The following is an 18363-nucleotide window of genomic DNA, read 5'->3' as shown; positions in this document are numbered from 1 at the left end:
TGCGTGGGTGCGGGCCCGGCGCCTAGCGTGAGTGCCATGCGCGTCGTCTTCACCAAGGGCCCCGGCACGAGTTACGACATCGCCGTGCACCGCGAGACCGGCGCGGCGCTGGCTCCGCGCAACGGTCCCGGTGGGCATCCGTATCTGCCGCACGACCTGGTGCACTTCCTCGTGGAGGCGGAGGCGGGGATCAGGCTCGGGGTGTACGGGCGACTGGCCGCCGGTGACAACGGCCTGTTCTGGCCCGCGGATCCCGCCGAGCGGAACAAGGCGGCCCGCCGCCGCAGGTCGAAGCCGACGACACCGTCCCCGCAGGCCCGCGCGGACATGGCCCGCTCGGAGGAACTGGCGGCCGTCGCGGTCCCCGTCTGGGAGGTCCGCCGCGGGCACGCGAAGACGCTCCCGGCGTATGTCCGTGCCGACCAACTCCCCCCGGTCGTCGACCACATCGTGGCCCGCTTCGACACGTACGCGGACCGCTGGCACGCCTTGCCGGTGGGCGGGAGCCTCGAACTCAGCTGGTAGGGCCGGGGCGTTCGACCGTACGAGGGGTAGCGGAGGTCGGGGTGCCGGCCAGGATCTGCACCCCGGCCGCCTCATGCCCGTTCATCGTGGCGACCGTGATCGGGCGGGTGTCGATGGACGTGAAGTCGCTGAGCAGGTCGGTGAACCAGTCGTCGGGGTGGTGGCGGCAGACGGCGCCGTCATCGGTGCGGAAGACTCCGTAGGGGCCGCCGTGGCGTTCGCTGTACTCGGTGTAGCGGTCGCGATTTCGCTGGTCGTTCTGGAGGAGCAGATCGCTGAGGTAGAGACGTCCGCCCGGTTTCAGGACGCGGCGCACCTCGCCGATCAGCCGGCGCTGTGCCTGGTCGTCGGGGACGCAGGTCAGTACCGCGAAGAGGACGACCAGGTCGATGCTCGCGTCCGGGCACGGCAGGGTCGGCGGGGCGTCCAGCACCTCGAAGCGCATCGCGGGGTGCAGACGGCGGGCGCGGGAGATCATCCCCGGCGAGGTGTCGACGCCGAAGAGGTCACCGAAGCCCTGCTGTTCGAGGGCGTCCATGGTCCGGCCGTATCCGCAGCCGTAGTCGAGGATCACGGCGTCCCGGCCGAGGCCGTCGAGCCACGGTGCGTGCAGCGGATGCGTGAAGCGCTTGGTCTCCGCGACCGCGTCCCAGTAGGCGGTCTGGTGGTGGAGGTCGGACATCGGACCATCCGTTCGGCGTAGTGGGTGAACGATTCGCCAGGTGAACAACGCGGGCGGCCCCTCAATCCCGCCGGGATACGTCGCAATACTCGGGCATCCAACCAACTGACCGGCAGGCACAAGCCTGTTCGTGTCGTCGGCCTGCACTGATCCAGGAGTTCCGCTTGCCTATTCGTCGTATGGTGACCCGCGTCCTCGGTGTCACCGCATTCGCGTTCGCCTCCCTGGCCACGGGGACCGTCGCCGCCGGACCGGCCGCCGCCGACCCGTGCGGGTTCTACGAGACCTCCAGCGACGCCTACTACAACCACTGCACCTCCGACGGCTCGCGTGTCGTCATCCAGGTCAGGGTCGCCCTGGCGCCGGACTACGAGCGCTGTGTCGCGCCCGGCACGACCTGGCTGGGCTCCGCCGACAAGATCCAGGGAGCCCACTACGTGGGCCGTACCTGCTGACGTACGGCCGCCGGTGACGGCGTGACGGTGTGAGCCGACCGAGCCTTGGCCGGTGCGATCCGGCCAAGGCGGACGCCCTACTCTCGTCGCCATGACAGAGCCAGTGGCACAGACGCGCACCCACGAGAACGCCCCGGGCGTGGCACGCCTGATCGCTTTGTCCGACGGCATATACGCCATCGCGATGACCCTTCTCGTCATCGACGTGGCGGTCCCCGCGGGTCTGAACGACGCCGCCTTCCACCGGGCCCTGAGCGACGAACTCCCCAGCCTCGGCGCCTTCGCCCTCAGCTTCACCCTCCTCTCCGGCTTCTGGCGCGACCACCGCCGCATCCTCGCCTCGCTGCCCGTCGAGTCGTTCGTGATCACCGAGTTGATCCTGCTCGGCCTGGGCCTGGTCGCCCTGTTGCCCTTCCCCACCGGGCTCCTGGCCGAGTACGCCTCCCAGCCCGTCGCCGTCGCCCTCTACGCCGGTGCGATGGCCGCGATCCACGCGGTGCACACCGCCCTGCTGCTGCTCACGCAACGCCAGGTGCACCCCACTCCCACCTCACCCGCCGCCGTGGCCCGCCGCCGACTCACCGCCCAACTCGGCTCCAGCGTGCTGGTCTTCGGCCTCTCCATCCCCCTGGCCTTCGTCAACACGGACGCGGCCATGTGGTTCTGGGTCGCGGTCGTCCCCACCCACTTCGTTCTCGGTCGCTTCCCCCGCCGCCCGGTGCCGACGCCGTGATGTGACTCCTCAGGATCAGATGGCTATACGCGGCGCGTATACATCGTATGTATAGTGGCCGCCATGGCGACGACTGCGACCCCGGACGGCTTGGGTGACTTGGCGGAAGCGGGCGGTGGCCTCGGTGTGTCAACTGCCGCAGTGGTGGCGACAGGCGGCGGAGTGCTGCTCGGCGTACTCACCAACCTCGCCCAGGGATGGCTGCCGGGAGCCTGGAACCAGATCGCCAACTCGGGCGCCGTGTGGTCGGCGGTCGCGTTCGTCGCCGGAGCGCTGCTCGCCGGGCGGGGCGGCACGGTGGTCCGGTCCGCGGTCGGTGGGCTGGGAGCGGAGGCCGGACTTGTCGTCGGGTACTACGGCTACGTCGAGTTCGGGCGCGACGGCATGGGCGCGCTGTTCTTTCCGCTGGTCTGGCTCGGGATGGCGGGTGTGGCGGGGCCGTTGTTCGGCGTCGCGGGGTACGCGTGGCGTAGCGGCAAGCGCGTGCGCGGCCGGGACGCGTGGAGCCGTGTCGCCGGGCTTGCCGCGTTCGCCGGGCTCTTCGGGATGGAAGGCGTGATGTTCGCCCGGGACCTCCACTACGCGCCCCAAGCCTGGGGCTGTTTCACGGTGTTCGCCCTCGTTCCCCTGATCATGGCCCGCACACACCGGGAGCGCGCCCTCACCCTGGCGACGGCCGTGCCCTGCGCGCTCCTCGCGTACGCGATCGTCGAACTGCCCCTCCAGATGGTCTCCGCCTGAGCAGTGGGTGGCGCACTCACTCGGCGGGAAGCGGTACCCGCGCGTGCAGCAGCCCGGCCTGCCGGACGGCGGTCCAGAATGCGCCCGGTAGCGGATGCGCGAGCATACGGGCGGTCTCCTCGACCTCGGCCGGTGTCCGGGCGCCGACCACGACGCTCGTCACCGCGGGGTGTCCGAAGGGGAATTGGACGGCCGCCGCCTTCGGGGGCACGTCGAAGCGGTCGCAGAGGGCGTACCAGGCGGTGACCTGACGGGACAGTTCGGCCGGGAGCCGGGTGTAGCCGTGCGGTGCGTCGGGGCGGGGGTCGGCCAGGAGTCCGGACTGGTAGACGCCGGCGGCCATGACGGCGACACCCCTCGCGGCGCACAGCGGCAGCAGCGCGTCGAGGCCGGACTGGTCGAGGAGGTTGTACCGTCCCGCGAGCATGACGCAGTCGGGCCCGGGCGCGGCCACCTCCTCCAGGTAACGGGCCGCCACCGGGGCGTGGTTGACGCCGATCGACACCGCGCCGACAGTGCCCCGGCGGCGCAACTCCGCCAGCGCCCGGTAGGCGTCCGTCACCGCCGTGGGGAAGTCCTCGTCGGGGTCGTGCACATGGAGCACGTCGATCCGATCCAGCCCCAGCCGCTCCAGGCTGTCCTCGACCGAGCGCATGACCCCGGCGTAGGAGTAGTCGCGCCGCGGTCCGACACCGGGCGGCGGATCGGCCCAGATCGGCTGGGTGTCGCCGCCTCCCGGCACGATCAGGCGGCCGACCTTGGTGCACAGCGTGTACCGCTCGCGCGGACGGCTGCGAAGCGCCGCCCCGGCGCGGCACTCGGAGCGGCCGTATCCGTAGACGGGCGCGGTGTCGAAAAGCCGGACGCCGACGTCCCACGCGCGGTCGACGGTCCGTGCCGCGTCCTCGTCGGAGACCGGCGTGAACAGGCCTCCCAGGGACGCGAGTCCGAGTCCGAGCCGGGTGACCCGCAACTCTGTACGCCCCAGTACGACCGTTTCATCGGCCCGCATCCGCAGCTCCTCACTCCGGCGAGTCCCGCTCGCCTGTCGGTCGAGTCCTCAAGTGGGTTGAGTCCACAAAGGATGCCTCCGCCTCGAAACCGGGCCACGGCCGCAACCACGCCTCACCGCTCACCGCGCGTCAGCCGCCCCGCCCGCCACCTTTCCCTCCCCGCCGCCCGACAACCAGAACCCCACCGCCAGTACCGCCATCCCCACCGTCCCCGCCGCGGCCAGCGCGAAGCCGCCCGTCGCGCCGAAGGCGTCCACCGCTCGGCCGGAGAGTGCCGCCGCGCCCGCCGAGCCGGCCGCGCCGGCGGAGTTCAGCCAGGTGAAGGCCTGGGTGAGGACGGCTCGGTGGACGGTGGACTCGGCCAGGACCGAGAGGAGTACCAGGACGGGTGGGACCGCCGCGCCGGTGAGGACGATCACGGATCCAAGTGCCAACGGTGAGCCGGCGGTGGGGAGGAGCAGGCTGCCGAGTGCCAACACGGCCGTGGCCACGGCAAGTTGTCGCTGCGGGGTCGCCCGCCATCGGCGTACCCCGTACAGCCAACCGGCGAGCAGTCCGGCGCAGTTCGATGCCGCGAAGATCGGTGCCGTCGCGGCCGCCGCGTGGTGCTCGACCGCGAAGGCGGTCACCGAGACCTGTACGGCGCCGAAGAACACGCCGATGGCGAGGTTGAGGCCGATCAGGGCCGTGAATGCGGGGCGTAGGAGCGAGCGCCCCGCGCGGGAACGTTCGGCTGCTTCGGATGGCGACGTCAACGGCGTTGGCGCGGTGCCGTGTTGGGCGGCGAGGAGGCCTCCGCCGGTCACCACCAGGGCGGCTGCCAGTACGGTGCCCAGGGCCGGATGCCCGTTCGCGCCGAGGGCGCTGACCAGGGTCGGTCCCGCCAGGTAGCCCACCGCGTTGCCGAGCGACTCCAGCGAGAAGGCGCCGGGCAGTTCCGCGGGCCGCTGCTCGCCCAGCAGCGCCACCCAGCGGGCCGCGGACAGCGCGCCGAGCTGAGGGATGGTGGCGCCGACCAGGACTCCGCCCGCTGTCATGAGCCCGGGCGGGCTGTCACCGGCGACCAGGGCCAGCAGCGTGGCCACCGCCGCCGCGTGCGCGAGCAGGAGGGGTGGCAGTACCCGGGTCTGGCCGAAGTGGTCGATCAGGCGGGCGAGTTGAGGTCCGACCAGGGCCTCGGCCACGGCGAAACCGCCGCTCACCAGACCGGCCGAGGCGTAGGAGCCGGTGCGGCCGTGCACGAGCCAGACAATGCCGAGGCCGGTCATCGCGATGCCGACGCGGCCGACGGTCGCGGTCAGGAAGAAGCCCGTGGCACCAGGGGTGCGCAGCAGACGGGGGTAGGGCGCCGACGACACGGCGAATCCTCTTCGCTGCCCGGCGGGGCGGACCACCCGGGGTCGTCGGCGCCCAGCTTCACCGACCCGTGGTCATCGCCTGGAACCGTCCAGTGGTGGCGCGGAACGGGGACACACACCCCACGCCGACTCCGTCACCGGGCAGAAGTCTCTCGTACGTTGGGGAGACGGTACTTCAGATGGACGGCGAGAGGAGTGTGGACCACCCGGACCGGCTCGACGGGGCGCGGCCGCTGTCCGGTGCCCAGTCCTTCGAACAGCCGTAGTCCGTCCCCCAACAGGGCGGGCACCACGTGCAGTTGGAGCTCGTCGACGAGGCCCTCCGCGAGGTACTGGCGGACCGTGTGCGCGCCGCCCGCGATGTCGACGTTCCGGGGTCCGGAAGGGCGGGTCGTCGCCCCAGAACTCCTCGCCGGTGTCGTACATCATCCGGCCCATCACCACCGCCCCCGTGGCGTCGAACCACTCGCGCATCAGCTCGGAGTCCTGGTTGTCCTCCCCGCCCGTCATGCCCTGGCGCTCCTGACTCCTGTGCGTCATGGAAGTACTGCCTTCACCCTCACGTCGATCGGGCACCGGCGCATTCGACACGTCCCGACGCCCGACCCACCCCGCTTCCCCCGGCGCTCTCAGCCCGCCGAATCCTCCAACTCCCGCACCAGCCGCGCAGCGACCGGCACAGTCACCCCGTGCCGTTCCGCCGCCCGCAGCAACGCCCCGCCGATGGCGTCCAGTTCGAGCGGGCGGCCGGCCTCCGCGTCGCGTTGCATCGAGGACTTGGCGCCGGGTGGGAAGGCGTCGTAGCGGGCCAGGGCCTGGGCCGGGTCCGACGGGCCGCCGCAGGCCCGACTGACCGCGGCCGTCTCCGCCACCAGGGCCGTCAGTTCGGCGCGGTGGCGGGTGCGGACCTGGTCCAGGGGGAGGGCGTAGCGGGTGGTGAGCAGGGCGAAGGGGGCCAGGAACGACATCTTCGCCCACAGCGTCGCCGTCTCGTCGTCGAGGACGCGGGTGGTGGGGCCGGCCGCGTTCAGGGTCCGCGACAGGGTGTCGAGCCGCTCGCGGGGGACCGGGTCGCCGGTCAGGTCGATCTCCGCGAACGGGCTGCCCAGTTCGATCACGCCCGGTGCGAGCCGGGTGGACTCGGCGCGGATGACGGCCGGGGCGACCAGCTCGGGGCGGTAGCGGGCGCGCAGGGCCGCCGGGTGTTCGACGCCGTTCAGGAACGGTACGAGGAGCGCGTCGCCCAGGGCGGCGGGCGGTACGCGCTCCAGGGCCGCGTCCAGGGCGGTGGCCTTGACCGCCACCAGGCACGCGTCGACCGGCTCGCGCAGCACCGCGTCCGCCTCGACCCGGGCCGTGAAGTCGCCGAACAGGCCGCTGCGGACCCGGATCCCGTCCGTCCGCAGCGTCCGGGCCGTCGCGTCACCGGCCAGGCAGATCACCCGGTGTCCGGCGCGCGCCAGCAGCCCCGCCAGCAGTCCGCCGATACCGCCGGGGCCGAGCACCGCCACGGTGAGTTCGTCGTTCGCCATGATTCTTCTGTCCCCTTCGTCGGTCGGCCCCTTGCCGGTGGCCGCCTCGAACGGGATCATCCCAGGCCTCGCCGAATCGGGGGAGACCGGTGGAGACTGGGCGCATGTGCCGAAGCATCAAGACACTCCGCCCGCCCGCGCTGCCCGAGGAGGCGACGGAGGAGGAGATCAGGGCCGCGGCCCTGCAGTACGTACGCAAGGTGTCCGGCTTCCGGGCCCCCGCCGCCCACAACCAGGAGGTCTTCGACCAGGCCGTCGACGCGATCGCCGAGGCCACGGCGGAACTGCTCGCCGGGCTGCAGGTGCGGGGTCAGGGACAGAAGACCAGCGCATAGGGGCTCAGGGGGCGTCCACCACGGCCGTCTTCTCCGGCCGTCGCATCACGTACGCCGCCCCCGCGCCCGCCCCGAACAACGCGAGTACGGACACCCCGGTGCCCAGCCAGGTCGTACCGAGCCAGCGGCCGCCGTAGTAGCCGAGGGCGACGCTGTACGCGGCCCAGGCCAGGCCCGCCAGGGCGGACCAGGGCAGGAACTCGCGGACCCGGCGGTGGGCGGCGCCCGCGCCGAGGGAGACGACCGAGCGGCCGGCCGGGGCGAAGCGGGCGAGGATGACCAGGGCACCGCCGCCGCGGGCCAGCGCGACGCCGAGACGTTCCTGCGCCAGGGTCAGCCGGCGGGAGCGGGCGATGGCGCGGTCCAGGCGTTCGCCGCCCCGCCAGGCCAGCCGGTACGCCACCAGGTCGCCGAGCACGGACGCGGTGGCCGCGCAGAAGATGAGCGCCAGGATGTCGGGCACCTGGGTCGGGACCTGGCTCGGCACCTGCCCGGTCGCCGAGCCCGCGGCGGCGGCCGTCGCGGCCGTGATCACCAGCACTCCGCTCGGCAGCACCGGCAGGAACACATCAAGCAGGACCGACAGCGCGACCATGGCATAGATCCATGGACTGCCTGTCAGCGTCCCCACACTCTCCAGCACCGCGACTCCCCGTGAACTCCCCCGTGGCCAGACCGTGCCGCATTGTCGCGGGGGAGCGGCAGGGGCGGCCATCAACAGCCATACAGCGTACGCCTGGAGTGTGACAGCAGATTCATGGGGGGCACGTGGGATCGGCACACGACGTTCACCCGGCTGCCGTCCCCCGGCGGGCGCGGGCCGCCGGTGTCCCGTAGCACGGAGAGGGGGCGACCTTCGGCCGCAGCGGCCGTACGACGTGAGGAACGGTACAGATCATGGTGGCAGGCATATGCGCGGGCGCCGTCGCGGCGGCCGTGCTCGCGGCAGGCCCTGGCGGCGCCCACGGCTACTCGATGCACACGGACGCGCGGTTCGCGCCGCCCACCGCCTTCGTCCCGTCGGCGGCGAAGACGTACGACATGAAGCTGGTGCCGGCGGGTTCGTGGATCGAGGTGGACCAGCGGACCGCCGAGAACGGGGCGACGACCGTGCGACTGCGGGTCGAGGGGCTGGTGCCCGGGCACGCGTACGCCGTCCACGTGCACCAGAAGCCCTGTGCCGCCGATCCGGCCGCCGCGGGCGGGCACTACCAGCACGAGGTGGGCACCGACGCGGCCCACGTGAACGCGGACAACGAGGTCTGGCTCGACTTCACCGCGGGCAAGGACGGCTCGGGCGAGGCGAGCGCCCGCCACGACTGGGGCTTCCGGCGGGGCGAGGCGTCCTCGGTCGTCATCCACGACATGCCGGGCACGCACGCCGCCCGCGTGGGCTGCTTCACGGTGCCGTTCGGCTGGGTCGCCGGGTGATCCGGTCAAGCCGGGTGAACTAGTCGACGCGGGCGAGCCGGGCGTCCGGCCACGGACCCGCCTCCGCCGCCGCCTCTGCCGCCGGCCCCACCTCGGCCGCCGCCACCCGCAGCACCGCTCTCGCCACCGCGTCCGCGTCCGAGAGCGTCACCGAGTCCACCCCGGGGCGGGCACCCGCGGCCGTCACCCAGTGGACGCCCTCCGTCGGCACGCCGAAGGCGAACCGCCGTGCGTGGGGGCGGCCTTGACGGTCCATCAGGCGGTAGGGCCGTTCCGTGACGTCGAGGCCGCCGGTCTCGTAGCCGTCGACGGTGTGCGGTCGGCAGCGGCCCGTCTTCAGCAGCCGGGCGAGGAGGGGGTCGGCGGTGCGGCGCAGGTCGGGTTCCGGGAGACGGGCCTCCACGAGGGTGGTCACGCGGGTCGCGGAGCCCGGTATCTCGGGGGAGCGGGCCAGCCAGGCGCCGTCCTCCTCGGTGATCTCCAGGCGGGGGCCGAGGACCTGCACCACGCCCGCCTCCACCAGCGCGGCCAGTTCCTCGATGCGGCGGCGGGGCGGGCCGATGGAGAGGAAGGCGTTGAGCGGGGTGTACCAGCGGTCCAGGTGGTCGCGGCGGGAGATGCCGGTCAGGCCGCCGTGGTCGACCACCAGCCGCAGCTCGTTGCGCAGGTCGCGCAGGACGTCGAGGGCCGCTTTGAGGGGCCCGTCCACCGTGCCGAGGGCGGCCTGCGCCGCGTCCTCGCGCAGATGGGCGAGGAGCCACTCGCGCCACTGCCCGGGATGCGCGAACTCCCTTTCCCGGTACGGCCGGGAGACCCGGTCCCAGCTCCAGCGCCGGGCGGCCGGTATCCCGAACTCGTCGAGTACGCCCGCCTCTTGGGGATCGCCGTGCGGTACGGAGAGGAAGCACGCCGTAAACTCCGGGCGCCGTGGGCGTCGTAGCAGCGCCGTGTAGTAGACCGTCTCGACCTCCTTCGCCACCAACGGCCATATCTCGGCGAGGAAGTCGGGCGCCTCGCCGTTCTCGGCGCGTTTGCGGAAGCCGGCGATCACGTCCGGGGTGAGGACGCGCGGGGTGTGCCGGCCGTAGGGGCCCTTCGCGTTGTCGCCGCGCGCCTGGTAGGGGACACCGCGTCGGGAGCCGGCGTACAGGCGGGGCTCGCGGCCGGAGGGGACGTACCGCAGACCGCCGCGGCGGGCGGGGACGAAGCGGCCGCCGCGGCCGGTGGTCAACAGGGCCGTGTGGTCGAAGAAGTTGAGGCCCAGGCCGCGCAACAGCACGGGTTCGCCGGGCGGTACGGCGGACAGGTCGACGTCGGCCGGGTTGGCGGGCGGGACATGGCGCAGGCCGTGCCGCTCGGCGTAGGCCGCGAGGCGTTGCTGCGTGCCGTCGGCGACGGTCGGCAGGTGGCCCTGGGCCAGGACGACCGCGGCGAGGCCGGTGAGCAGCCCGCCGTCGTCCAGGGTCAGCAGCTGGCGGCCGTCGGAGGTGTCGTCGAGGCGCACCGCGCGCGCCCGGTGCGGGACGACCCGGACCGCCGCCGGGGCCTCGCGCACGGCCTTCGCGAACGCCCACTCCAGGTACCGCCCGTAGTGCGCGCGGGTCGGGTACTCGTCCGCGCCCAGCTCGCCGTCCGCCCACTCGTACAGGCTCGGACCGGGCCGTACGGGCCCCGAGCAGTCCACGCTGTCGTCGGTGAAGAGGGTCACCTGGCAGGCCACGGTGTTCATCAGCAGCTCGGGCGACTGGCCGGTGCGCCACACGCTGCCCGCGCCCGGCGGGGCGGGGTCGACGACGTGCACGGTCAACCGGACACCCGGCGGCAGGAGTTCGGGCACCGAGGCGCAGAGGCGCTCCAGGACACCGGTGCCGCGCGGTCCGGCGCCGACCACGGCGAGCGAGACGGAGGGCGGTTCCGCGGTCGGTGCAGACAAAACGGGGACTCCCGGGCGTGTGGGGCGCTTGGCAGCAAACCGCCTACTGGAAGCAGACGGTCCGCATCATCATGCCTGCGGCAGTCACGTAAGCCAACGTGGGCCCCACCCGCCCCAATTGCCCCGCATACGGTGGTGAGGGCCGGATTACTCGGTGGTGAGTCGGGACTACTTGGTGGTGAGGACGGACTCGGTCACCGTCTCCAGATCACCGACCGTCCCCGGTACCGCCCCCGGCCGCACCCGTGCCTGCTCCAGCCGCAGCCCCGCCGAACGCCCGCGCAGCGTCAGCGTCATGAGCTGGTTGCCGAACCAGGGCCCGCCCTTCTTGCGCCACTTGACCTTCAGCGGCGCGCACCGGCCGTGCCGCAGGAACCGTCGCCCCAGCGCACGGGCCACCGCGCTCCAGCCGAAGCGGAAGCCGACGCGGACATAGGCCGGTACGGAGTTGTGGACCGGCGAGCAGGTCAGTTGCAGCACCCGCGCGTCCGGCGCGCCCTCGTCCCAGGTCGCCTCGGCCACGTACGCGTGATGCACGTCTCCCGAGAGGACGAGCACGCTCGCCGGCGCGGTGGGCCCGGAACCGACCTCGGCGATCAGCTCGGCCAGGGCCGCGAAGGACGTCGGGAAGGCCGCCCAGTGCTCCAGGTCCCCGGTGCGCCGCAGGTTCTCCCCGAACCGCGCCCAGCGTGCCCCGCGCTCCCCCCGGCACAGGGCCGCGTCCCACTGCTCGGCGTCGTGCACCAGATGCGGCAGCAGCCAGGGCAGGGAGGTGCCGATCAGGAGGTGGTCGTACGACTCCCGGTCCGCCAGGGCCTGTTCGCGCAGCCACCGCGCCTCGCCCGGGTCGAGCATCGAGCGGGACTCCTCGTCCAGGACGCGGGCCGCCCGGCTGTCCACCATCAGCAGCCGGACCCGGCCGAAGTCGCGCCGGTAGCTCCAGCGCACCGAGGCCGCGTCGGCGTCGGCCTTGGAGGCGAAGGCGCGCAGGTCGTCGGTGGCGTCGGGGACCGCGCGGACGGCCGCGTAGAGGGGGTCGTCGGCCAGTTCGTCGGGGGAGAGGTTGCCCAGGTGCTGGTGGACCCAGTACGACATCAGGCCGCTCAGGATCCGCTCCCGCCACCAGGCGGTGGCGCGCATGTCCTCGAGCCAGGCGGCGGAGGTGTTCCAGTCGTCGATCACGTCGTGGTCGTCGAAGATCATGCAGCTGGGCACGGTGGACAGCAGCCAGCGCACCTCGGGGTCGAGCCAGGACTCGTAGTAGAGCCGCGTGTACTCCTCGTAGTCCGCGACCTCGCTGCCCGGGGCGTCGCTCAGATCGCGCCGGGCCGCCAGCCACCGCTTCGTCGCGTCCGAGGTCTCGTCGGCGTACACCTGGTCGCCCAACAGCAGGAGCACGTCCGGGCGTTCACCGTCCGGGTCGGCCGCCATGCGGGTGGCGAGGGAGTCCAGGGCGTCGGGTCCGACGGGGTCGTGACCGCCGGCCGGCGGTGCGGCCCAGCGGCAGGAGCCGAAGGTGACGCGGACGCCGTCGTCCAGGACGCCGGTGCGGATCACGGAGGGCGGGAAACGGGAGTCCGGCAGCGGCCACACGCGCGTGCCGTCCAGGAACACCTCGTACGCGGTCGTCGTGCCGGGGGTCAGCCCGGTCAACGCCACCAGCGCGTAGTGATGGCCCGCGACCTGGAAGGTGCGGGTCTGTCCGGCGCTGCCGTCCGCGCAGCGCACCTCGGCGGTGCACGGACGGCTCGCCTCGACCCAAACGGTCGCGGACGAGCCGTCGGCATACCTCAGCAGTGGTCCCAGGCACAGTTCGGCCACGATGATCGCCCCTCCTCCGTCGCACCGTACGGTATTGAACGACGGGGGAGGGCGGACAGTGTCCGGCGATCACCGTTACCGAATCAGCAGCCGTCGCCGGATCAGCAGCCGGAGAGGTAGCTCGTCAGCGCGGACTTCTCGGCCGAGTCGACGGAGAGGTCGTAGTAGTACTTCACCTGCACCCAGGCGCGGACGTAGGTGCAGCGGTAGGACGTGAGGGACGGCATCCAGGTGGCCGGGTCCTGGTCGCCCTTGGACTGGTTGACGTTGTCGGTGACCGCGAGGAGCTGCGGGCGGGTGACGTCGTTGGCGAAGGACTGGCGCTGCGCGGTGGTCCAGTTGCGGGCGCCGGAGTCCCAGGCCTCGGCCAGCGGCACGAGGTGGTCGATGTCGACGTCCGAGGCGGCGGTCCAGGTGGCGCCGTCGTAGGGGGAGTACCAGCTGCCGCTGGTGGCGACGCAGGCGGAGGTGGTGACGACGTTCGTGCCGTCCCGCTTGAGGATGTACTCGCGGGTGTTGCAGGTGCCGCTGATGGTGATCCAGGTCGGGAACAGGTCCCGGTCGTAGCCGGTCCTGACCTCGGTCGCCACGGGGAGGGAGGCGAGGTAGGTGCGGGCGGTGGAGGCGCTGATGGGGGTGGGGAGGGCGGCGGAGGCGTTCGGTCCGTTGAACAGGGCGACGGAGGCTATGAGTCCGGTGAACGCCGCGAGTATGCTCAGCCGTCGACGCGCGTAGAGTTTCGGCATACGAACTCCCTTGGGGTGGGGGGACGTTGGAGTGCGAGCGAAGGAATGCTCGCGGTGCCGTGTTGCGGTGGGGTGTGCGTTGGGTAAGAAGCTAGTGACGCGTACATGACATGACAAGGTTTACGGTCGAACTTCTGCCCTGTGCGTCGGTCGCGTACAGTGGACGGCGCAGAAGGGGAGTAGCTCTTCGCTGGACCGTCGACATACTGCTCAGCTCGTCTGAGCCGGCGCCCAGAGGCAGGTCCGTGGTTCGTCACGGCCGGCCAGCGAGACCTTCGGTAAGCAGTGCACCAGTTGTTTTTGTGTGTGCTGCCGTGCCGAGGTGTCCGCGGACAGCAATCACACTCTCGGTGGGGCAGCCCCGACCGATAGAGGAACCTTGATCACCTTCAGCGTCACGGCGGTCGTCTTCGGCGTCGTCTTCCTGGCCGAACTCCCCGACAAGACCGCGCTCGCCGGGCTCGTCCTGGGCACCCGCTACCGCGCCTCGTACGTCTTCGCGGGCGTCGCCGCCGCGTTCCTGCTGCATGTGGTGCTCGCCGTGGCGGCGGGCAGTGTGCTCACGCTGCTGCCGCAGCAGCTCGTGGCCGCCGTGACCGGTGTGCTCTTCCTGGGCGGGGCCGCGGTGCTCCTCTTCAAGAAGGACGACGACGAGGAAGAGGTCCGCAAGCCCAGGGACCAGTCCTTCTGGAAGGTCTCCGGCGCCGGGTTCATGCTCATCCTGGTCGCCGAGTTCGGTGACCTGACCCAGATCATGACGGCCAACCTCGCGGCCCGCTACGACGATCCGCTCTCCGTCGGTCTCGGCGCGGTGCTCGCGCTGTGGGCGGTCGCCGGGCTCGGCATCGTCGGCGGAAAGGCGCTGATGAAGCGGGTTCCGCTGGCGCTGATCACGAAGATCGCGGCGCTGCTGATGCTGGGGCTCGGGGTGTGGAGCCTGTGGGAGGCGGTGGCGGGCTGAGGTTCGGGGCCGGGGGGTGGAGGGTCCGAGGTGAGGGATCGGCCGAGCTGAACGTTCGGTGAACTGTTCCCGGAGTCGGTGGCGGATGCGGGAGATGTTTTGTACCGTAGAGGAACAAAGTGGCTCCCGTCCGTTCTCCCTGACCGGCGGGCGGGGCGCTTTGTCCCTCCGGCTGTACCGCCATGGGCTCGACCCGTAAGCCTCTGGCGCCCCTTCCCGCCGCCTTGGAGCTGCCGATGACGGCCACCACCGTGCCCACCGTCCTCACCGCCCACGCCCTCCTGCTGGACATGGACGGCACCCTCGTCAACTCGGACGCCGTCGTCGAGCGCTGCTGGCGGCGCTGGTCCGAGCGGAACGGGCTGGACGCGGACGAGGTCATGAAGGTGGTGCACGGCCGCCAGGGCTACGCCTCCATGGCGGTCCTGCTGCCCGACCGGCCCATGGAGCAGAACATGGCCGACAACGCGCGCATGCTCGCCGAGGAGACCGCCGACCTGGACGGCGTGGTCCCCGTCCCGGGCGCCCAGGAGTTCCTCGCGTCCCTGGCGGGCCTTCCGCACGCCCTGGTGACCTCGGCCGACGTGGCCCTCTCGACGGCCCGCATGGGCGCGGCCGGCCTCTCCCTCCCGGACATCCGCATCACCGCGGAGTCGGTCGGCGCGAGCAAGCCGGACCCCGAGGGCTTCCTCAAGGGCGCCGCCGAACTGGGCGTCGACCCCGCCGACTGCATCGTCTTCGAGGACTCGGCGGCGGGCATCGCGGCGGGGCGATCCGCGGGGATGCGGGTGGTGGGGGTGGGTCCTCGGGCCGACTTCCACGAGCCGGATGTCGTGGTGCGGGATCTGACGCAGGTGCGGGTCGAAGGCGTTGCGGGCGGGGGGATCCGGCTCTACGTGGCCTAGGCGGTCTGCGGACTCCGGTTCCCGAGGGGTCTCCGGGTCGGCGACGACGATGTGACCTAGGCGGTCTCCCGGTCGGCGACGAGCACGACGCCGCCCCGGAATCCGCCCTTCGCCAGCATCGCGTGCGCTTCCGCGGCGCGCTCGAACGGGAACGTCCTGGCGACGCGCAGGTCCAGTCGGCCGCTCTCCACCAGGCCCACCAGCTCGGTGAGTTCGGCGCCGTTCGCACGGGCCTGCACCAGGCCGACCCCGATGCCGCGCTCCGACGGCGGAACGCTGGGTGGTGTCACCGCGACGAAGGAACCGCCGTCGCGTACGGCCCCGATCGCCGCGGACCCGACGGACGCGGCGTCGAGGAGTCCGTCGACCCCGCCCGGCACGGCCTTGCGCACCGCGTCGGCGGGATCCGAGCTCCGGGCCACGAAGGTCGCCCCGAGGCCGGTGAGGTACGACTCGTCCTCCGGAGCGGCGACAGCGACCACGTCCAGGCCCTGGTGCCGGGCCAACTGGACCGCGAACGCGCCGATGGCGCCCGCCGCTCCGGTGACGGCGATCCGGTCACCGGCCCCCAGCCCGAGGATCCGCAGCGCCTGCGCCGCGGTGTGGGCGTTGAGCGGCAGCGTCGCCGCGGCGGCCGGCTCCACGCCTGCCGGGGCGGGCGCGAGGAAGGCCGCGGGCAGCACCACGAACTCCGCCTGCGTGCCGACCTTGGTCTCCGGCCAGTTCGACATCGCCAGCACGGGCTGCCCGAGGCCGAAGCCGGACACGCCGTCGCCGATCGCGTCGACGGTGCCGGCGGCGTCGACACCGAGCACGTACGTCGGTCCCGCGGGCACCATCGGGCCCAGCCAACCCGCCCTCGCGACCACGTCCAGCGGGTGTACGGCGGCCGCCTGGACCCTGACCCTTACGTGCCCGTCGGGGACCTCGGGAATCGGGCGCTCGTCGACGGTCAGGACATCCGGGCCGCCGAACTCGGTGAACGCGACAGCGCGCATGACGCCGGCCCGGTCGGTGTGTGGGGATTCAGTCATGCCACCACTGTCCGTCCGGCCCGCCTCGTACTCCCAGCCAGACCGCCATACCGCGGCCGAAGCTCCATGCCGATCGATCCTGCGCCTCTATAATTCCGTCATGGATGTGACCGACCGGCGGATCGTTCAATGCCTGCTGCGCGACGCGCGGGCGTCCTTCCGGCGCATCGCCGAGGTGGCCGAGGTTTCCGAGCAGACCGTGGCCCGCCGCTACCGCGCCCTGGTCGCCGACGGAGCCGTCCGCGTGCGCGCCCTGCCCCGGCACGGACTGCCCGGCGACCAGACCTGGTTCGTCCGGGTCCAGTGCCGTCCCGACGCCACCGACGCCCTGGCGGACGCGCTGGCCGCCCGCGACGACACCTCCTACGTCAGCGTCACCTCCGGCGGCTCCGAGATCGTGTGCCAGGCCCGCACCGGGCTGCGCGACCAGGGCGGCTCCGTCCTGCAACGCCTGCCGCGCACCGCCAAGGTGCTGGGCTTCGACGCCTGTGCGGTCATGCACATGTACCTGGGCAGCGGCGCCAAGTGGCTCGCCTTCGACGACCCTCTCACCGACGACCAGGCGGCTCTGCTCCACGCCTCCGACCCGCAGCAGCGGGCCACCGTCGGCACGACCGCCCCGGAACTCCGCGACGCCGCGGCCCCCCGCGACCAGGACGCCCCGCTGATGGCCGAACTCGCCCGCGACGGCCGCGCCGGAGTCGTCGAACTCGCCCGTGCCTGCGGCTGGTCGAAGTCCCGGGTCTCCGCCCGCCTGGAGGAACTGCTGGCGGCGGGGGCCCTGCGGGTCGCCGTGGACCTGGCCTACCCGCGCTTCGGCTTCCACGCCCCCGCCTACCTGTGGCTCACCGTCGCCCCCGGCCGGCTGAACGCCACCGGCGAGACACTCTCCGCCCATCCCGAGACCACCTTCGCCGCCGCGGTCACCGGCTCCGCCAACCTCCTGGTGACCGTCACCTGCCGCACCATGGACGACCTCTTCGCCTACGTCACCACCAAGGTCGGCGCCCTCGACGCGGTCCGTCAGGTCGACGTCGTCCCGGTCCTGCACCGCCTCAAGCAGGCGGGCACCCGACTCCGCGACGGCCGCCTGATCCCGACCTGACCGGCATCGTGGTGATGCACGATGCGCCGGGCAGCGCCATCCATGGCGGAAGTACGGGAAGCTTCGGTCTTCCAATCTGGAGGTTCGGCGCGCTTTCGCCGTGATCGACTGTCGGTTCCGTCGTCGCGGCGGCAGGGTTGAGAACCACCCCCCGAGTGTGTTCTCAGCAAGGAGCTCGCTATGAGCAACGACCTTCCCGGCGGCACCCTGCGCCTGTCCGAGACCCTGACCGTGACCCGCGTCGGCTACGGCGCCCTCCAGCTGGCCGGGCCCATGGCCTACGGCCCACCACGCGACCGCGACGAAGCCCTGGCTGTCCTGCGTGCCGCGGTCGAGGCGGGGATCACGCATCTCGACACCAGCGACTACTACGGTCCGCATGTCGTGAACGGGCTGGTCCGTGAGGCCCTGCACCCCTACCCCGAGGGTCTCCACATCGCCACCAAGGTCGGCGCGCGCCGCACGGCCGAGCGCGGGTGGCCCGCGGCGCTGTCGCGCCCGGAGCTGGTGCAGGCCGTCCACGACAACCTGGACCACCTGGGTCTTGAGGCGCTGGACCTGGTGAATCTGCGGATGACCGACACCCTGGCGGCGGACGACATCGTCGAGCCGTTCACGGTCCTGGCCGAGCTGCGCGAACAGGGCCTGATCCGCAACCTCGGCGTCAGCAACGTCAGCGCGGAGCAGGTCGAGGCCGCCCGGCGGATCGCCCCGGTGGTCGCGGTGCAGAACCACTACAACATCGCCTTCCGCGAGGACGACTCCCTGGTGGACCGGTGCGCCGAGCAGGGCATCGCGTTCGTGCCCTTCTGGCCGCTGGGCGGGTTCCGGCCGCTCCAGGTCAAGGCGCTGGAAGAGGTCGCGGCCGACCTCGGTGCCACCCCCCGGCAGATCGCCCTGGCCTGGCTGCTGCACCGCTCTCCGACGATGCTGCTGATCCCCGGCACCTCCACCCGCGCCCACCTCACCGAGAACATCGCCGCCGCCGCGATCGGTCTGTCCGCGGAGACGCTGCGCACCCTGGACGCCATCGCCGACCCGGCCCGCTGACCC

Annotated in this window: 20 protein-coding genes; 10 read left to right on the top strand and 10 right to left on the bottom strand. The window is 72.3% G+C overall.

The window, feature by feature from the left end; all coding sequences use genetic code 11:
* Positions 1-36 precede the first annotated feature (36 nt).
* Positions 37-525 (top strand): hypothetical protein, encoded by a 489-nt coding sequence (locus tag ACWD5F_RS12265; RefSeq protein ID WP_401727725.1) that lies wholly within the window; start codon positions 37-39, stop codon positions 523-525.
* Here ACWD5F_RS12265 and ACWD5F_RS12260 read toward each other — a convergent pair.
* Positions 515-1207, bottom strand: coding sequence for a class I SAM-dependent methyltransferase (locus ACWD5F_RS12260; protein WP_451253585.1), 693 nt, complete (start codon positions 1205-1207; stop codon positions 515-517). The genes ACWD5F_RS12265 and ACWD5F_RS12260 overlap by 11 nt on opposite strands.
* 179 nt (positions 1208-1386) lie before the next feature.
* Between ACWD5F_RS12260 and ACWD5F_RS12255 the strand changes: the two genes are divergently transcribed.
* The 3 genes from ACWD5F_RS12255 (at position 1387) to ACWD5F_RS12245 (ending at position 3136) form a co-directional block, all read left to right on the top strand.
* The gene (locus ACWD5F_RS12255) at positions 1387-1662 is read left to right on the top strand and encodes a DUF6355 family natural product biosynthesis protein (RefSeq protein ID WP_451254114.1); all 276 of its coding nucleotides are present in this window, start codon (positions 1387-1389) and stop codon (positions 1660-1662) included.
* 91 nt (positions 1663-1753) lie between these two features.
* Positions 1754-2395, top strand: coding sequence for a TMEM175 family protein (locus tag ACWD5F_RS12250; protein WP_451253583.1), 642 nt, complete (start codon positions 1754-1756; stop codon positions 2393-2395).
* Positions 2396-2458: 63 nt separating this feature from the next.
* Positions 2459-3136, top strand: a complete 678-nt coding sequence (locus ACWD5F_RS12245; RefSeq protein WP_451253581.1) for a DUF6518 family protein — start codon at positions 2459-2461, stop codon at positions 3134-3136.
* 16 nt (positions 3137-3152) lie between these two features.
* Here the strand turns inward: ACWD5F_RS12245 and ACWD5F_RS12240 are convergent, their stop codons facing one another.
* From ACWD5F_RS12240 to ACWD5F_RS12225, 4 genes are all read right to left on the bottom strand, one after another.
* Positions 3153-4148: an aldo/keto reductase gene (locus ACWD5F_RS12240; RefSeq protein WP_451253579.1), complete on the bottom strand. Its 996-nt coding sequence runs from the start codon at positions 4146-4148 to the stop codon at positions 3153-3155.
* Positions 4149-4268: 120 nt separating this feature from the next.
* Entirely contained in the window at positions 4269-5507 is a 1239-nt protein-coding gene (locus ACWD5F_RS12235) for an MFS transporter (protein ID WP_451253577.1), read from the bottom strand.
* Between the two features lie 134 nt (positions 5508-5641).
* Positions 5642-5869: a dihydrofolate reductase family protein gene (locus tag ACWD5F_RS12230; RefSeq protein ID WP_451254112.1), complete on the bottom strand. Its 228-nt coding sequence runs from the start codon at positions 5867-5869 to the stop codon at positions 5642-5644.
* 267 nt (positions 5870-6136) lie between these two features.
* Positions 6137-7039: a ketopantoate reductase family protein gene (locus tag ACWD5F_RS12225; protein WP_451253575.1), complete on the bottom strand. Its 903-nt coding sequence runs from the start codon at positions 7037-7039 to the stop codon at positions 6137-6139.
* A 104-nt stretch (positions 7040-7143) separates the two neighbouring features.
* Here ACWD5F_RS12225 and ACWD5F_RS12220 point away from each other — a divergent pair, with 104 nt between their 5' ends.
* Positions 7144-7374 carry a DUF2277 domain-containing protein gene (locus tag ACWD5F_RS12220; RefSeq protein WP_451253573.1) on the top strand — a complete coding sequence of 77 codons (231 nt, stop codon included), beginning with the start codon at positions 7144-7146 and terminating at the stop codon, positions 7372-7374.
* A 4-nt stretch (positions 7375-7378) separates the two neighbouring features.
* Here the strand turns inward: ACWD5F_RS12220 and ACWD5F_RS12215 are convergent, their stop codons facing one another.
* Positions 7379-8017: a DedA family protein gene (locus tag ACWD5F_RS12215; protein ID WP_451253571.1), complete on the bottom strand. Its 639-nt coding sequence runs from the start codon at positions 8015-8017 to the stop codon at positions 7379-7381.
* A gap of 254 nt (positions 8018-8271) precedes the next feature.
* On the opposite strand from ACWD5F_RS12215, the gene ACWD5F_RS12210 reads away from it, so the two are divergent.
* On the top strand, positions 8272-8805 hold the full coding sequence (locus tag ACWD5F_RS12210) for a superoxide dismutase family protein (protein ID WP_451253569.1): 534 nt from the start codon (positions 8272-8274) through the stop codon (positions 8803-8805).
* Positions 8806-8824: 19 nt separating this feature from the next.
* On the opposite strand, the gene ACWD5F_RS12205 is transcribed toward ACWD5F_RS12210, so the two are convergent.
* The 3 genes from ACWD5F_RS12205 to ACWD5F_RS12195 form a co-directional block, all read right to left on the bottom strand.
* On the bottom strand, positions 8825-10738 hold the full coding sequence (locus ACWD5F_RS12205) for an FAD/NAD(P)-binding protein (RefSeq protein ID WP_451253567.1): 1914 nt from the start codon (positions 10736-10738) through the stop codon (positions 8825-8827).
* Between the two features lie 168 nt (positions 10739-10906).
* The gene (locus tag ACWD5F_RS12200) at positions 10907-12559 is read right to left on the bottom strand and encodes an alkaline phosphatase D family protein (RefSeq protein ID WP_451253565.1); all 1653 of its coding nucleotides are present in this window, start codon (positions 12557-12559) and stop codon (positions 10907-10909) included.
* A 101-nt stretch (positions 12560-12660) separates the two neighbouring features.
* Positions 12661-13305: an HNH endonuclease family protein gene (locus tag ACWD5F_RS12195; protein ID WP_451253563.1), complete on the bottom strand. Its 645-nt coding sequence runs from the start codon at positions 13303-13305 to the stop codon at positions 12661-12663.
* Positions 13306-13684: 379 nt separating this feature from the next.
* Between ACWD5F_RS12195 and ACWD5F_RS12190 the strand changes: the two genes are divergently transcribed.
* Together ACWD5F_RS12190 and ACWD5F_RS12185 are read left to right on the top strand one after the other, a co-directional pair.
* A complete protein-coding gene (locus ACWD5F_RS12190; protein WP_451253561.1) occupies positions 13685-14266 on the top strand; it encodes a TMEM165/GDT1 family protein in 582 nt (193 codons plus the stop codon).
* Between the two features lie 236 nt (positions 14267-14502).
* On the top strand, positions 14503-15171 hold the full coding sequence (locus ACWD5F_RS12185) for an HAD family hydrolase (protein WP_451253559.1): 669 nt from the start codon (positions 14503-14505) through the stop codon (positions 15169-15171).
* Positions 15172-15227: 56 nt separating this feature from the next.
* On the opposite strand, the gene ACWD5F_RS12180 is transcribed toward ACWD5F_RS12185, so the two are convergent.
* Entirely contained in the window at positions 15228-16205 is a 978-nt protein-coding gene (locus ACWD5F_RS12180; protein WP_451253557.1) for an NADP-dependent oxidoreductase, read from the bottom strand.
* Between the two features lie 100 nt (positions 16206-16305).
* Here ACWD5F_RS12180 and ACWD5F_RS12175 point away from each other — a divergent pair, with 100 nt between their 5' ends.
* Complete coding sequence (locus ACWD5F_RS12175) at positions 16306-17310, top strand: Lrp/AsnC family transcriptional regulator (RefSeq protein ID WP_451253555.1); 1005 nt, start codon at positions 16306-16308, stop codon at positions 17308-17310.
* Between the two features lie 180 nt (positions 17311-17490).
* Positions 17491-18360, top strand: a complete 870-nt coding sequence (locus tag ACWD5F_RS12170; RefSeq protein ID WP_451253553.1) for an oxidoreductase — start codon at positions 17491-17493, stop codon at positions 18358-18360.
* Positions 18361-18363: the final 3 nt, after the last annotated feature.

The organism is Streptomyces sp. NPDC002499 (assembly GCF_053595415.1).
This window is presented reverse-complemented; position numbering and strand designations above follow the sequence as displayed.